Here is a 14143-nt window from a genome sequence, read left to right as displayed (position 1 = left end):
ATCAGGCTCCGGCGGTCTCGCTGACGGCCACTTCGCCCGAGAGGCCGGCACGCAGTTTCGAGCGGTCCAGCTCTTTTTCCCACGCCGACACCACCACCGTCGCCACGCCGTTGCCGATGATGTTCGTCAGCGCACGGCATTCGCTCATGAAGCGGTCGATGCCGAGAATCAGCACCATGCCCGAAAGCGGAATGGTGGGCACCACGGCGAGCGTCGCGGCGAGCGTGATGAAGCCAGCGCCCGTCACACCGCTCGCGCCCTTGGACGTGAGCATCGTCACGGCGAGCAGCGTGAGCTGTTGCGTGAGCGTGAGATCCGTGTTGGTGGCCTGCGCGATGAAGAGCACGGCCATCGTCATGTAGATGTTGGTGCCATCCAGGTTGAACGAGTAGCCGGTCGGCACGACGAGACCCACCACGGAGCGCGAGCAGCCGAGCTTTTCGAGTTTCTGCATCAGCTGCGGCAGCGCCGCTTCCGACGAGCTCGTGCCCAGCACGATCAACAGTTCTTCCTTGATGTAGCTGACGAAGCGGAAGATGTTGAAGCCGACTGCGCGCGCGATGATGCCGAGCACCACGATCACGAAGACCGCCGCCGTCAGATAGAAGGTACCGATCAGCTTCAGGAGCGGCAGCAGCGAACCCAGGCCGTACTTGCCGATAGTGAAAGCCATCGCGCCGAACGCGCCGATGGGCGCGAGCTTCGTGACGATGCGCACCACGCCGAACAGGATGTTCGAAATGCCTTCGATGAAGTCCGTCACCACACGGCCGCGCTCGCCGAGCGTCGCCAGCACGCTGCCGAACAGCAGCGCGATCAGCAGGATCTGCAGGATTTCACCTTGGGCGAACGCCGAGAAGAACGTGTCGGGAATGATGTGCATCAGGAAGTCGACCGTGCTCTGGCCATGGGCCTTTGCCGCGAAGGAGGCGACTGCCTTGCCGTCCAGCGTCGCCGGATCCACGTTGAAGCCGACGCCCGGCTTGAGCACGTGCGTGGCGATGAGGCCGATGAGAAGCGCGAACGTCGAAACGATCTCGAAGTACAGCAGCGCCTTGCCGCCCACGCGGCCAACCTTCTTCATGTCCTGCATGCCGGCGATGCCGGTCACGACCGTACAGAAAATGATCGGCCCGATCACCATCTTGATGAGCTTGATGAACGCGTCGCCGAGCGGCTTCATGTCGATGGCGAGCGCCGGCGAGTAATGTCCAAGAACGATGCCGATGACGATCGCGGCGATCACCTGGACGTAGAGCACTTTATAAATGGGTTTCTTCACGATGGTTCCTGCTGGTGTTGCTGCACATGGGAGCCGGTGGCCGGCCGCCGCGTCGCGTACGGGCGCATGAAAACCTCGTCGGGATGCAGCGGGCAAGCCGCGACAAGACGACGGGTTCAGAAGTACCGGGAAGGGGTTTTGAGCATCGATTGTCTCCTTGCTTTAGTAATGAGGCCGTTGCGGCCGCGCGTCTTCATTGCAAGGGCGATGCCAGTTGCGTAACGCCTTTACCGCCTTGATTTATTTGAGATTTTTCCAATCCCCCGCCACCGTTCGTCCGGGTTTCCGGAAACCTGGACGCGAGCTGTCCGACTTTCCAGACGTCGCAGCATGTGAGCGCACGACTGCACACACGCCGGGCGCACAACAGAGGAAACAAGGGGAAGAACAGCGACTTGGCCGCGCGGAAAAACAAGCGGCCAAAAAAATGCCTTCCCGGTGGCGGGAAGGCATGCGAAAGAGAAGTCGGAGACCCTTGCAGGCCTGTGGGCACCGAAAACGGTCAGTTACGGCACCCACAGATCAATCTTAAGCGCGCAGACGGGCGCCCAAAGTCAACTATTGTCAAAACCCCGTGCAGGAACGGGTAGCGCCTCCGCGTACGCTCTCAAGCCAAGCGTCGGACCCCACAGAGCAGACACCGCGGCGATGAATCAAACCACGCCCGCGCCGTGCGCCTGCAGATCTGCGTGATAGCTCGAGCGCACCATCGCGCCCACGGCGGCATGCGTGAAACCCATCTTGTAGGCCTCTTCTTCATACATCTTGAACGTGTCGGGATGCACGTATGCCCGCACCGGCAGGTGGTGCTCCGAAGGCTGCAGATACTGGCCGATCGTCAGCATGTCGACGTCGTGTGCGCGCAGGTCGCGCATCACCTGAAGGATTTCCTCTTCGGTCTCGCCCAGCCCAACCATCAAGCCCGACTTCGTCGCGACATCGGGATGCAGCGCCTTGAAGTCCTTCAGTAGCTTGAGCGAATGTGCGTAGTCCGAGCCCGGCCGCGCTTCCTTGTAGAGACGCGGCACCGTTTCGAGGTTGTGATTCATTACGTCGGGCGGCGCGGCATTGAGGATGGAGAGCGCACGGTCGAGGCGGCCACGGAAGTCCGGCGTGAGAATCTCGATGCGCGTTTCCGGCGACTGCGCGCGCACTTCACGGATGCACTCCACGAAATGGCCAGCGCCGCCGTCCCGCAGGTCGTCGCGGTCCACGCTCGTAATCACCACGTACTTGAGCTTGAGCGCCGCAATCGTGCGTGCCAGATTCGCCGGTTCCTCGGGATCGAGCGGATCGGGACGGCCGTGGCCCACGTCGCAGAACGGGCAGCGGCGCGTGCACTTGTCGCCCATGATCATGAACGTCGCCGTGCCCTTGCCGAAGCACTCGCCGATGTTCGGACAGCTCGCTTCCTCGCACACGGTGTGCAGGTTGTGCTCGCGCAGAATCTGCTTGATCTCGTAGAAGCGCGAACTGCCGGTGGCCGCTTTCACGCGAATCCACTCCGGCTTCTTCAGCTTTTCGATCGGCACGACCTTGATCGGAATGCGCGCGGTCTTCGCCTGCGCCTTCTGTTTCGCAGTGGCGTCGTAGGGCGCGGGAGCGGCAGCGTCGGGAGCCGGCGTGCCAGCGAGGTTCGCGGTAGCGTCAGTCATTCGTTCGATCCAGTCAGGCGGTGGCGGCACCGGCCTGCGGTTGGGCGACGGCCGCGCGCGTGCCGTCGAGGTTTGCAGTGAGACTTCGGGCGAGCGTGGCCGCCACGTCGTTCCAGCTCGCGGCGACGCCGAGCGTCGCCATGTCGACCGTCTCGAGCCCTGCATAGCCACAGGGATTGATGGCGAGAAACGGCCGCAGATCCATGTTCACATTGAGGCTCACGCCGTGATAGCTGCAGCCGTTGCGGATTTTCAGCCCGAGTGCCCCGATCTTGGCGCCGACATGAACGCCGGCTGCGGGGCCGGGCGCAACGTAGATGCCGGGCGCGCCGGCCTTGCGTTCGCCCGCGAGATTATACGACGCGAGTGTATCGATCACGGCCTGCTCGATACGCGTGACGAGGTCGCGCACCATGAGCTTGCGGCGGCGCAGGTCGAGCAGCAAATAGGCGACGACCTGGCCGGGGCCGTGGTAAGTGATCTGCCCGCCGCGGTCGATCTTCACAAGGGGAATGCCGCTGTCGGCAACGAGCAGATGGCTCGGGTTACCGGCCTGGCCGAGGGTAAAGACGGGCGGATGTTCGACGAGCCAGATTTCGTCGGGCGTGCCGGGCGTGCGCGCTTCGGTGAAAGCACGCATCGCATCGAAGCTCGCCTGGTAGGGTTCCGTGCCACGCCAACGCAGCACGAGGGGAATCGCGTCCGAAGCGCAAGGCGCCGTGGCCGCTTCCGCAGCGGGCGCGCAATCGTCTGAGGGAAAAGGGGACAGGGAAACCGGCGTGGCACACATGATGTGCGCAGTTTACCGAAATCCCGCCCCCGCCGCCGGACATCGCCCGGCGGCGCTCACACCGTGCGCCAGCCGTCGCCCACGCGCACGCCGAGCCGTTGCGCGGCACGGGCCGCCCAGTCGATGAGCCGCTCCGACGGCCGCGCCGGAATGGCAAACGCCACACGTGCGGCCGGCGCCCCTTCCACGCTGAGCCACAGCCGTTCGCCGCGCCGCAGCCGCAGCGTATGGCCAGGTTCGAGCCAGTAATCCTCCACGTCGTCGCTGCGCGTGACCCAGACCGGGCCGCCGTGCACGGTTAGCCGCGTGCTGTTGGCGACCTTCATGGGCACCGTCTCGCCAGCGTGGATTTCGAACGTGATGTTTGAGGAAATTTCTCGCATGATCCGCTCCGCCAAAAATCGTCTTGATGGCTAGAATCGTAGATGCCGCAAGGGATTGGGCAAAACGATCATTTTTCACCGGTATGTGAGAAAAATTGCGATGGACCTGCGCGAGTTACCCGTATTGAACGCGATCAAGGCATTCGAGGCCGCGGCGCGGCACGAGAGCTTCTCCCGCGCCGCCGACGAGTTGTTCGTCACGCACGGCGCCGTGAGCCACCAGATTCGCGCGCTGGAAGCCGACCTCGGCGTCACGCTGTTCGCCCGCGACGGCAAGCGCGTGCGGCTCACCGATACGGGCCGGCGCTACGCGACCCAGGTGCGCGCTGCGCTGGCCGCCCTGCTCGATGCCACGCGCGAGATTCGCGCAGGCGACCGCGAGCGCCGGCTGGTCGTCTCGATGCTGACCTCGTTTGCCGCGCGCTGGGTGACGCCGCGCATCGGCCGCTTCATCGAGGCGCACCCGAAATGGGATCTGGAACTGCTTTCCACGAACGCACTCACCGACTTTGCACGCGACGACGTGGACGCCGCGATCCGCTTCGGCTACGGCCGCTACCCCGGCCTGCACGCTGAACTGCTGCTGGAGGAGATCTTCTTTCCGGCATGCTCGCCGCAGTTCAACGGCGGCAAGCTACCCAGGAACCCGCGGGAGATGACTAAGCTCGCGCTGCTGCGCTCCGACGACGAACTCTGGCGCCCATGGTTCGACGCCGCCGGGCTCGACGATGTCCCCGAGCCCAAACGCGGCGTGCTGTACCAGGATTCGTCGAACCTGCTGCAGGCCGCCATGGACGGCCAGGGCATCGCGCTCGTGCGCCGCTCGCTCGCGATGCACGAGATCGCGGCGGGGCGACTGGTGCGGCTGTTCGAGATCGATGGCCCCAGCCCCTGGAGCTACTACTTCATCTGCCCGCCGCACATGTTGCAGACCGAGCGTGTGCAGGCATTCCGGAACTGGATTTTCGAAGAGGTGGCGAGCTTCAAGCTGCTGTTCCAGCGAGCATGCGAGGAAAGCTCACAGCGCGCGCGTGAGGCCCTGCCCGCAGACGAGAGGTAGCGGAATCGAAGGAATTTGACTTACAGGACGACCTTCACCATCGGGTGCCCGGTGAGGGCAAGGTAGATGTCGTCCAGGTGCTCGCGGCTCACCGCGCGCACCGTCACGGTGAGGCCCGTGTAGTTGCCGCCGCTCGACGGACGCACTTCCACGCGCGACGCGTCGAACCCGCTGTCGAACTTGCGGATCACGGCAACAATGGTTTCGGCGAATTCCGGGTGTGACTTGCCCATCACCTTGATCGGAAAATCGCAGGGAAATTCGAATAGCGATTCGTTCATCGGACTCATGCCTTACTCCTCGAGCGCCGCGGCGAAGGGCTCATTGTGCGCCTGGTGCGTGTTGTGCGCCTTGCCTCGCGGACGGGCATGCGGCAGAGAGCGCCGCATACCCGCACAGACGGGGGCCACTTCGCAGACGCCGCCGCCGAAGGGGAACCCGCGCCATTGCGCTTACTTCTTGTTGAACATCAGCATCAGCGAATCCCACACGCGGCCGACGACGCCCGCCTGCGGCACCGCCTTCAGCGCGACCACCGGGAATTCGGTGAGCGTCTTGCCGTCCGCGACGAGCTTCGCGGTGCCAACCTTCTGGCCGTCCGCGATCGGCGCGATCAGCGGGCTTGCGATCTCGATCTGCGGCTTCGCCTTGTCGGCCGCGCCCTTTGGCACCGTGATGTACTGATCGGTCTTCACGCCCACCTGCACGGTGTCGGCCGCGCCCTTGTAGACGCGCGGCGTGGCGACGGCCTGATTCGCCTTGTACAGGCGCACCGTGTCATACGCGGTGTAGCCGTAGTTCAGCATCTTCAGGCTGTCCTGCACGCGGTCGTGCTCCTTCTGCTCGCCCATCATCACCGTGACGAGACGGCGCGACGCATCGCTGACGCCGGGCAGCGGACGCTTCGCCGTGGCGATCAGGCAGTAGCCCGCCGCCTGCGTGTGGCCGGTCTTGAGGCCGTCCACGGTCGGGTCGATCCACAGCAGCCGGTTGCGGTTCGGCTGCTTGATCTTGTTGTACGTGAACTCCTTCACCGAAAAGATGCTGTAGTAGTCGGGGAAGTCGCGGATCAGGCGCGTGGAGAGCACGGCGAGGTCGCCTGCCGTCGTGTAATGCTGCGGATCGGGCATGCCGTTCACGTCGGCGAAGTGCGTATGGGTCATACCGAGGCGCTGCGCCTCGGTGTTCATCATGTTGACGAACTGCGACTCGCTGCCGCCCACGAGTTCCGCGAGCGCGATGGCGGCGTCGTTGCCCGACTGCACGATCATGCCGTACACGAGGTCGTGCACCGTCACCGGCTTGTTCGCCTCGATGAACATGCGCGACTCGTCGTTGCGAACGCGGCGCACGGCCTCGCTCGGCATGACGGTCTGCTCCATCGTGATCTTCTTCGTCTGCAATGCTTCGAAGACGAGATAGGCCGTCATCAGCTTCGTGAGCGAAGCCGGCTCCACGCGCTCGTCGGGATTGCCCGACGCGAGCACCTGGTTCGCGGTGGCATCAATGAGCACCCACGAACGCGCGTTCACCGCGGGCGGCGGCACCTGTGCAAAGGCAGCCGATGCCGCAACGAGCGTTGCCGGCAGCAGCACGCCGAGCGCGACTGCGCGGGCAACGGAACGGTGAGCGAAAGACGGGGAAGCAACCAGAGGGGAAGTACCGGAAGTGACGAGACGCATAGGATCGTTTCAGCTTTGATTTGGGCTGTGCGTGCCGTATCGCACGGGCTTCGCGCGATACGGCACGCATTTGGGATGAGCCGGAGGGCGGACGCTGTGCGGCACGCTCTGCTGGCTTCACGTGATGCAAACGGATACGACCGGATGCACACGGAGCAGCGAGACAAGGCGGATGAGGTCGGCTTCGCGGCGCTCGTTGGACTCGCCGTGGCGCGAACGGTTCGCGCGGCGTGCAGCATGTCCGCAAGCGACGCCCGACCCGCAAAACGCACGGCGCAGCGCCCAAAAAAGAGCGCTCATTATACGCGCCGCTTCGTGCGGCACCGCGCCGAGCGGGTGAGGATTTCGTGTTTTACGCGTACCTGTATGAAGGTTTTCGCAAAATGCGTCGCGTGCACGATACCCGCGATGGAGGTTACGCGACGATTACACGCGAGACGCGTAACGCGCCTCGCGGTGCTGCCCTATCGCCACGCGTCCACGATGATGCGCTTGAGAACATGCAGCTTGCGATGCAGAAAATGCTCTGCGCCCGGAATGACGACGATGGGTAGCTCCTGCGGCCGCGCCCATTCGAAGACGGACAGAATCGGCACCGTGTCGTCGAGTTCGCCGTGAATGACGAGCGTGTTTTCCGGCACAGGCGCCACTTCCCAGCGGCTTGCCGCCGTCCCGACGAACACCATCCGCTCGATCGTGCCGCCCGCCTCCATCACGCGCTTCGCAACATGCGAAAGCACGAACGTGCCGAACGAGAAGCCGGCCAGCACGAGCGGCAGAGCGGCATGGCCGGGCTGCGCGCGCATGTGGTCGAGTACCGCGAGCAGATCGTCCTGTTCGCCGATGCCGTTGTCGTGCTCACCCGCAGTCTGCCCCACGCCGCGAAAATTCGAGCGATACGTGATGTAGCCGAGTTGCACGAGCGTACGCGCAAGCGTCTGCGCGACCTTGTTGTCCATCGTGCCGCCGAAAAGCGGGTGCGGATGCGCGACGAGCGCCATGCCACGCGGCGCGGCGCCGTTCTCGCGGGTTTGGTCGGGCAGATCGAGCGCGACTTCGATCTTGCCGACGGGCCCGTCGATCAGATACTTCTGCGTGTGGACGTTCATATCTTGAGGCGCTCGACCACCTTGCCGTGCTGAAGATGCGATTCGACGATCTCGTCGATGTCGCTTTCGTCGACGTACGTATACCAGGTGCCTTCCGGATAGATGACAACGGTGGGCCCTTCCTCGCAGCGATCGAGGCAGCCGGCCTTGTTGATGCGCACCTTGCCGGGTCCGGCGAGCCCCAGTTGCTTCACGCGCTTTTTAGCATGCTCCTGCATGGCCTGCGCATTGCAGTTGCCGCAGCTCGGTCGGTCCGCACCGGGCTCGCGCTGATTCAGGCAAAAGAAGACGTGGTACTGGTAGAAGGAATCCATGGCTTATCGTGGAAAGATGGCGGAAAAATTCGCGGAGAAGGCGGCTGGTGTTCGTCGTCGGCCGCACGGCGCGTGCCTTGCCCAGAGGCACAGAGGCTTGGGCTTAGCGGCACGGCGCGAAGGCTGTTGCAAGCGAAGGCGCTTGCCCGGCTGATGACTGAACCACGACCGGCCGATTATAGCGACCGACCGGACGCCCCGCCTGCCTCGACCGCGCCGCGCGCGCTCACTGGTTTGCGAGCAATGCCTGCACGCCAAGCCAGGCGCCGATCTGCGCGACGAGGTCGTCGCTTGCCGCCGCGAGTGCGCGGGCGCCGCCCGATGCGTCCGGCGAACTGGCCGGTGCGCGGGCGATGAAGGTGCGCTGACTCAACACCTTGCCCGCCTGAAAGAGCGTGGCCCGCGCGGTGACCACGCCTGAACTCTCGGTCTGGCTGTCGAAAACCTGCTCGAACTGCTCGAGCTCCACCTTGAGCACGGGCGCACGCACACCGTCGCCGCCCGTCAGCACCGTGCCGTGCGACGAGAGCGTGTTGCGCAGCCGTTGCGTGAGAAGCCGCGCGGGCGACATGGTCCAGTGCGTGTCGGCGTAGGCGCCCGTGCGCTGCGCGTTCGCGTAGCTCAAGCGATAGAGCAGGCTGTCGTTGTCGATGGTCGAGGGCGCGCCCACGTCGAGCACCTTCACCGCGGGCAGCGTGCCCGATGCCGGCGCCGCGGGCGCGGGACCGAAGTCGTAGCGGATGTCCGAGAGCACGGCGGAATTGCCGGCACACGCGGCAAGCAGCAGGCAAAGCATGGCTGCGGTGCCTGCGGCGAGGCCGCCCTTCCGGCCTGCCAGCCGCTTCAGGCCGCCTGGCTGCTGCCGCCCCGTGGCGACCCGTTCAATTGCATGTGGCATGTTCTTTCCCTTCGATTGTTGTGCTTGCGCGCCGTGACGCCATCGGTCGCGCCTTCCGTGGCACCTCAGCGGTTCGCGTGCGCCGCCGGCCACGCGAAACCCGCTTCGCCGGGACCGGGCGCCGCATGCGGCGCGCCGCCGAACAGCACGCTGCGCGGGTTCGCGTTGAACGTCTCCGCGGCGCTATCCACCGAACGCACGGCCGAGCGCACGTCGTCGGCGAGCGAGTTCACGCGCGGCAGCGTGTCGTACCCCACGCGCGACGAAAGCTCCTGCAGCGAAGCATCCACGGACGTCAGCGCGTCACCCGCCTGCTGCGCCGCCGTGCCCACCTTGTTGAGATTCGTCTCGAACGGCCCGTCGGGACGGTTGATACTCGAAATCAGCTGGTTCGTGGAGGCCAGCGTCGTGTCGAGCGTCGTCAACGTGCCCGAGAGCTTGCCTGCGGCGGGCGCCATCTGCTGCGTGAGCGTCGTGACGCCGTCCGCCGCGTGCTGCAGGCTCGCGGCCGTGGCCATCAGTTGTCGGCGGGTCTCCTCGGAGAGCATGTTGTCCACGTCGGTTGCGACACGTTCGAGCTGACGCATGAGCACGTCGCCGCGTTGCTGCAACTGGTCGAACAGCCCCGGATGCATGGGAATCTGCGCGATCTGCTTCGGCGACGATTCGAGCGGCGCCGGATTCGCGCCGGTATCGTCGAGTTGCACGAAGGCAATGCCCGTCACGCCCTGCAGCCCCAGGCTGCCGAAGGTGGACTGCGTAATGGGCGCGTTCTTGTCGACGAGAATGCGGATCACGATCTGCCCCGGATGCTGCCGGTCGAAATGGATGGACTGCACCTTGCCCACGTCGAGGCCGCGATAGCGCACGGCCGCGTCGGTGTAGAGCCCCGTCACGTTGGTGCGCGCGATGAGGTCGTAAGGCACGCGCACGGTTCGATCGACGTTGAAGAAGAACGCCGCCGCGCCGATTGCGAGCAGCAGCGCCACCGTGAAGAGCCCGGCCCAGAAGGCGTGGGATTTGTTTTCCATCGTCAGGTTCCCTCGTTCACACCGGAAATGGCGGCATTCGGGCGCTGAGCCGCCTGCCGTCCTCCCGCGCTCATAGGTGAATTTCGGCCGGCGCCGGCTCGAGCGCCGCCGGCGGCAGCTTCGCGCGCCGGTCGGGCGGCAGCGCCTGTAGTGCGCGGCGTCCGCGCAGGCCCAGAAAATACTCGCGGATAAACGGATGATCGACGCCCGCCGCCTCTTCCACCGGCGCCGCCACCAGCACCTTGCGGTCCGCCAGCACGGCCACGCGCGTGGACAGCGCGACCATGGTGTCCAGGTCGTGCGTCACCATCACGACGGTGAGGCCGAGCGCCCGATGCAGCGTGCTGATCAGTTCCACGAATTCGTCGGAGGCCTGAGGATCGAGCCCCGCGGTGGGTTCGTCGAGAAACAGCATTTCGGGTTCGAGCGCGATGGCGCGCGCGATCCCCACGCGCTTGACCATGCCGCCCGAAAGCGCCGCAGGCATCTTCGATGCGTGCTTGCACGGCAGCCCCACCATTTCGAGCTTGAGCATCACGATGTCGCGCAGCAGTTCGTCCGGGATCTTGCCGAGCTCGCGCAGCGGCTGCGCGACGTTGTCGAACACGTTGAGCGACGAAAACAGCGCGCCGTGCTGGAACAGCATGCCCATCCGGCTGCGCATCATGAGGGCGGTATTCTCGTCGAGCGTCGACGTATCTTCGCCGAAGACCTTGATGGTGCCGGACGACTGCCGCTCGAGCCCGAGAATCTGCCGCACGAGCGTGGTCTTGCCCGACCCGGAGCCGCCCACCACCGCCACGATCTCGCCGCGGCGCACGTCGAAATCCAGATGCTGGTGAACGATGTTGCGCCCATAGCGCTTGGTGAGGTCGCGCACCTCGATCACCGTTTCGGCGATGGCGGGCAGCGGTCGGCCGCGCACGGCTTCCTTGAGCGGCGTACTCATCCCAACCCCACGTTCTGGAACATGATCGCGAACACGGCGTCAGCAAGAATCACGATCGTGATCGAACTCACGACGGACGTCGTCGTGCCTTCGCCCAGGCTCTGCGAGTTCGCCTTGATCCTGAAGCCGAAGTGGCAGCCCACGAGCGCGATCAGCATGCCGAACGCCACGCCTTTGCCAAGGCCGATCCAGAGGTTCGCAATGGGCACCACGCCGGGCAGCGAACGCGCGAAATACGAGAGGTCGATGCCGAGCACGAGCTTCGCGGCAAGCGCCCCACCGAAGAGCGCGATGATGTTCGTCCACATGACGAGCAGCGGCATCGCGATACCGAGCGCCACCACGCGCGGCAGGATCAGGCGCAGCCCGTGCGGAATGCCCATCACGCGCATGGCGTCCAGTTCCTCGGTCACGCGCATCACGCCGATCTGCGCCGTGATCGCGGAACCCGACCGGCCCGCGACGAGAATCGCGGAAAGCACAGGACCCAGCTCGCGAATCACCGAGAGCCCGAGAATGTTCACGATGTACTGGTTCGCACCGAAGATGCGCAGTTGCTGCGCCGAGAGGTACGAAAGCACGATGCCGATCAGGAACGCCACGAGCGCGGTGATGGGCAGCGCCCTCGTGCCGGCGTTGTAAACGTTCGCTGAGATCTCGGTCCACGGCGTGATCCTCGGATTGCGTGCAATCGAGAACAGATCGAGCACCACGCGGCCCAGCATCACGAGGCCGCCATAGAGATGCTCGAGGAACGTGAAGATGGCGAAGCCGAGGCGCGTGAACGGATCGAACCGCACCACCGGTTCCGGCGGCTCGCGGGCGGCGTCGAGCAGCACGATGCGGTCGAATATTTCGCGCTGCGTATCGGTAAGCGCCACCAGTTCGTGCGGAAAGCGGCGGCCCCAGATATGCCAGAGCGCCTGACCGCCCACGTGGTCCATGTGTTCGATGTGCGACAGATCCCAGTGATCCACCGGCTCGGCGGCCAGCTTGCGCAACCGCATGGTCACCCCGCCGCGGGCCCGGTCGCGCGCGAGCGCGAGCGCCGTCCATTGCCCGGACAGCCGGACGATCTTGCCCTGGGTGCCGGCCGCGATCTCGAGGCCGGGTGGCGTGTCGTAATTCAAGGGTCGCTGGATCCGCCGGAATGAAGACAGCAGCATTGTAACGAACGCTCCCCGTTTGGCGGCTGCGACATGTACAGCCCATGCCGTCGCTACAATACGGGCCATGAACGTTCCCCCTTCTCCCTCCGCAGCCGGTTCGGCCGACGACTGGCGCATCGACCGCGATCGCGCCGTCACGCTGTTCGGGCCCGCCGCGCTCGACTGGCCGCTCGAAATCGTCGAGGAAACCGGCTCCACCAACGCCGACCTCATGGCCCGCCTGAAGGCGCTGCCACGCGACGCGGGCGCGCTCGCGCGGCCCATCGTGCGCGTCGCTTATTTGCAGACAGCCGGCCGCGGCCGCCGTGGCCGGCCCTGGTACGCCGAGCCGGGCAACGCACTGCTGTTTTCCATTGCGTGCGTAATGCCGCGACCGCTCGAAGGGCTGGCGGGCTTGAGCCTCGCCATTGGGGTGGCGCTCGTAGACGGACTTCGCTCGCTGCCCGTTGCCGGTCCCGGGCAGATCGCGCTGAAGTGGCCCAACGACGTGCTGCTCGAAGGCGACAAACTCGCAGGCATCCTGATTGAAACCGCGTGGAGCACGGAAGACGCCAGCGCGGTCGTGATCGGCATCGGCACCAACGTGAAGGGCGCGGACGAACTCGCGGCAAAGGTGGGCGAACTGAACGCCGGCGCACCGGCCCAGGTGCGCGGCGCCACGCCGACGGCGCTTGCGCGGGCGCTGCCGAACGCCAATCTCACGGATACGCTCGCCGCCGAACTCAACGCGCTCGAACCGGCGTTGCTGCGCTTTGCCGCAAGCGGATTCGCCCCGTTCCAGCCGCGCTGGAACGCGTGCCACGCCTATGCAGGCCGCGAAGTCATGCTGATCGAACAAGGCGTGGAAGCGGCACGCGGCGTGGCGACGGGCGTGGACGAACGCGGCCAACTGCTGCTCGATACGCCCACCGGACGACGCGCCATCGCGACCGGAGACGTCTCGCTGCGGCTCACGGAGGGCCGCGCATGAGCGGCGCGCCGTTCCTGCTCATTGACGCCGGCAACAGCCGGCTCAAGTGGGCAATGGCCGACGTCGGCGGTGCACACGCGTATGCGGGTTCGTCGTCCGACGAGCCTGACTGGGCAGGCCTGCCGCCACCGGCGAGCGCCTGGATTTCAAACGTTGCGGGCGATGCGGTGGCCGAACGCATCGACACATGGCTCGACGCACGATGGCCGGGCTTGCCTCGCACGACGATTCGCGCAACCGCGCACCAGTGCGGCGTGACGAACCGCTACGCTGCGCCCGGCGCGCTGGGCAGCGACCGCTGGGCCGGGCTGATCGGCGCACACGCCGCCTTTCCCGGCGAGCATCTGCTGATCGCGACGTTCGGCACGGCCACCACGCTCGAAGCGCTCCGTGCGGACGGCACGTTTGTGGGCGGATTGATTGCGCCGGGGTGGTCGCTGATGATGCGCTCGCTCGGAGAGCGGACCGCGCACCTGCCCACCATCGAGGCCGACGAAGCGCGCGACCTGCTGACATCGACGGCCCGGCCCGAACCGTTCTTCGCCACGGACACTCACCGTTCCATCAGCGCAGGCTGCGCGCTCGCGCAGGCCGCACTGATCGAGCGGATGTGGGCCGAACTGCAAGACGAATGGCAGGTGCCGGTGCGCCTCGTGCTGGGCGGCGGAGCGGCCGGCGAAGTGACAGCGGCGCTCAAGGTGCCGCATACTCGCCACGACACGCTGGTGCTGGCCGGGCTCGCGTTAATTGCCGCCGAGTGCGGCTGATGGGGCGAGGCTGACAGGTGGGTGGTGTGCCAGGCCTGGGTGCTTCAAAGTTGCCCCGGATTTGGCTGAGGTCCTGCTTGTACT

At 65.6% G+C, this 14143-nt stretch carries 15 protein-coding genes; 3 read left to right on the top strand and 12 right to left on the bottom strand.

Annotated elements, in window-relative coordinates:
• Nucleotide 1 precedes the first annotated feature (1 nt).
• The 4 genes from PXJ20_RS03835 to PXJ20_RS03820 form a co-directional block, all read right to left on the bottom strand.
• Nucleotides 2-1285: a dicarboxylate/amino acid:cation symporter gene (locus PXJ20_RS03835; protein ID WP_026120997.1), complete on the bottom strand. Its 1284-nt coding sequence runs from the start codon at nt 1283-1285 to the stop codon at nt 2-4.
• Between the two features lie 650 nt (nt 1286-1935).
• Nucleotides 1936-2937, bottom strand: coding sequence for a lipoyl synthase (gene lipA / locus PXJ20_RS03830; protein WP_017772575.1), 1002 nt, complete (start codon nt 2935-2937; stop codon nt 1936-1938).
• A gap of 13 nt (nt 2938-2950) precedes the next feature.
• Entirely contained in the window at nt 2951-3727 is a 777-nt protein-coding gene (gene lipB / locus PXJ20_RS03825; RefSeq protein WP_421030211.1) for a lipoyl(octanoyl) transferase LipB, read from the bottom strand.
• A 56-nt stretch (nt 3728-3783) separates the two neighbouring features.
• The gene (locus tag PXJ20_RS03820) at nt 3784-4110 is read right to left on the bottom strand and encodes a DUF2917 domain-containing protein (protein WP_017772573.1); all 327 of its coding nucleotides are present in this window, start codon (nt 4108-4110) and stop codon (nt 3784-3786) included.
• Nucleotides 4111-4210: 100 nt separating this feature from the next.
• Here PXJ20_RS03820 and PXJ20_RS03815 point away from each other — a divergent pair, with 100 nt between their 5' ends.
• Nucleotides 4211-5170, top strand: a complete 960-nt coding sequence (locus PXJ20_RS03815; RefSeq protein WP_017772572.1) for a transcriptional regulator GcvA — start codon at nt 4211-4213, stop codon at nt 5168-5170.
• Nucleotides 5171-5190: 20 nt separating this feature from the next.
• Here the strand turns inward: PXJ20_RS03815 and PXJ20_RS03810 are convergent, their stop codons facing one another.
• From PXJ20_RS03810 to PXJ20_RS03775, 8 genes are all read right to left on the bottom strand, one after another.
• Nucleotides 5191-5460, bottom strand: a complete 270-nt coding sequence (locus PXJ20_RS03810; protein ID WP_026120995.1) for a DUF493 family protein — start codon at nt 5458-5460, stop codon at nt 5191-5193.
• 162 nt (nt 5461-5622) lie between these two features.
• Nucleotides 5623-6852, bottom strand: a complete 1230-nt coding sequence (locus tag PXJ20_RS03805) for a D-alanyl-D-alanine carboxypeptidase family protein (RefSeq protein ID WP_026120994.1) — start codon at nt 6850-6852, stop codon at nt 5623-5625.
• A gap of 464 nt (nt 6853-7316) precedes the next feature.
• Entirely contained in the window at nt 7317-7961 is a 645-nt protein-coding gene (locus tag PXJ20_RS03800) for an alpha/beta hydrolase (protein WP_421030210.1), read from the bottom strand.
• Nucleotides 7958-8275 carry a (2Fe-2S) ferredoxin domain-containing protein gene (locus PXJ20_RS03795; protein ID WP_017772568.1) on the bottom strand — a complete coding sequence of 106 codons (318 nt, stop codon included), beginning with the start codon at nt 8273-8275 and terminating at the stop codon, nt 7958-7960. The genes PXJ20_RS03800 and PXJ20_RS03795 overlap by 4 nt, the downstream gene beginning before the upstream one ends.
• A 226-nt stretch (nt 8276-8501) precedes the next feature.
• Complete coding sequence (locus PXJ20_RS03790; protein ID WP_051061928.1) at nt 8502-9071, bottom strand: ABC-type transport auxiliary lipoprotein family protein; 570 nt, start codon at nt 9069-9071, stop codon at nt 8502-8504.
• A gap of 167 nt (nt 9072-9238) precedes the next feature.
• Nucleotides 9239-10204: an MlaD family protein gene (locus PXJ20_RS03785; protein ID WP_017772566.1), complete on the bottom strand. Its 966-nt coding sequence runs from the start codon at nt 10202-10204 to the stop codon at nt 9239-9241.
• A 70-nt stretch (nt 10205-10274) separates the two neighbouring features.
• The gene (locus tag PXJ20_RS03780; RefSeq protein WP_017772565.1) at nt 10275-11153 is read right to left on the bottom strand and encodes an ABC transporter ATP-binding protein; all 879 of its coding nucleotides are present in this window, start codon (nt 11151-11153) and stop codon (nt 10275-10277) included.
• Nucleotides 11150-12283, bottom strand: a complete 1134-nt coding sequence (locus tag PXJ20_RS03775) for an MlaE family ABC transporter permease (RefSeq protein WP_126879204.1) — start codon at nt 12281-12283, stop codon at nt 11150-11152. The genes PXJ20_RS03780 and PXJ20_RS03775 overlap by 4 nt, the downstream gene beginning before the upstream one ends.
• A gap of 103 nt (nt 12284-12386) precedes the next feature.
• Between PXJ20_RS03775 and PXJ20_RS03770 the strand changes: the two genes are divergently transcribed.
• Nucleotides 12387-13292, top strand: a complete 906-nt coding sequence (locus tag PXJ20_RS03770) for a biotin--[acetyl-CoA-carboxylase] ligase (RefSeq protein ID WP_421030209.1) — start codon at nt 12387-12389, stop codon at nt 13290-13292.
• Nucleotides 13289-14059, top strand: a complete 771-nt coding sequence (locus tag PXJ20_RS03765; RefSeq protein WP_421030208.1) for a type III pantothenate kinase — start codon at nt 13289-13291, stop codon at nt 14057-14059. Before PXJ20_RS03770 ends, PXJ20_RS03765 begins: the two co-directional genes overlap by 4 nt.
• The last annotated feature ends 84 nt before the right edge of the window (nt 14060-14143 follow it).

Origin of the sequence: Paraburkholderia sp. A1RI_3L (assembly GCF_048957895.1) — a bacterium.
Lineage (GTDB): Bacteria > Pseudomonadota > Gammaproteobacteria > Burkholderiales > Burkholderiaceae > Paraburkholderia > Paraburkholderia kururiensis.
Note: the sequence above shows the minus strand (reverse complement) of the source record. Positions and strands in the feature narration are given on the sequence as shown.

Excerpts from the sequence above, each read along its gene's own strand:
- lipA (WP_017772575.1), bottom strand. The coding sequence starts at position 2,937 with ATGACTGACGCTACCGCGAACCTCGCTGGCACGCCGGCTCCCGACGCT.
- lipB (WP_421030211.1), bottom strand. The coding sequence starts at position 3,727 with ATGTGTGCCACGCCGGTTTCCCTGTCCCCTTTTCCCTCAGACGATTGC.
- PXJ20_RS03820 (WP_017772573.1), bottom strand. The coding sequence starts at position 4,110 with ATGCGAGAAATTTCCTCAAACATCACGTTCGAAATCCACGCTGGCGAG.
- PXJ20_RS03815 (WP_017772572.1), top strand. The coding sequence starts at position 4,211 with ATGGACCTGCGCGAGTTACCCGTATTGAACGCGATCAAGGCATTCGAG.
- PXJ20_RS03810 (WP_026120995.1), bottom strand. The coding sequence starts at position 5,460 with ATGAGTCCGATGAACGAATCGCTATTCGAATTTCCCTGCGATTTTCCG.
- PXJ20_RS03805 (WP_026120994.1), bottom strand. The coding sequence starts at position 6,852 with ATGCGTCTCGTCACTTCCGGTACTTCCCCTCTGGTTGCTTCCCCGTCT.
- PXJ20_RS03800 (WP_421030210.1), bottom strand. The coding sequence starts at position 7,961 with ATGAACGTCCACACGCAGAAGTATCTGATCGACGGGCCCGTCGGCAAG.
- PXJ20_RS03795 (WP_017772568.1), bottom strand. The coding sequence starts at position 8,275 with ATGGATTCCTTCTACCAGTACCACGTCTTCTTTTGCCTGAATCAGCGC.
- PXJ20_RS03790 (WP_051061928.1), bottom strand. The coding sequence starts at position 9,071 with ATGCTTTGCCTGCTGCTTGCCGCGTGTGCCGGCAATTCCGCCGTGCTC.
- PXJ20_RS03785 (WP_017772566.1), bottom strand. The coding sequence starts at position 10,204 with ATGGAAAACAAATCCCACGCCTTCTGGGCCGGGCTCTTCACGGTGGCG.
- PXJ20_RS03780 (WP_017772565.1), bottom strand. The coding sequence starts at position 11,153 with ATGAGTACGCCGCTCAAGGAAGCCGTGCGCGGCCGACCGCTGCCCGCC.
- PXJ20_RS03770 (WP_421030209.1), top strand. The coding sequence starts at position 12,387 with ATGAACGTTCCCCCTTCTCCCTCCGCAGCCGGTTCGGCCGACGACTGG.
- PXJ20_RS03765 (WP_421030208.1), top strand. The coding sequence starts at position 13,289 with ATGAGCGGCGCGCCGTTCCTGCTCATTGACGCCGGCAACAGCCGGCTC.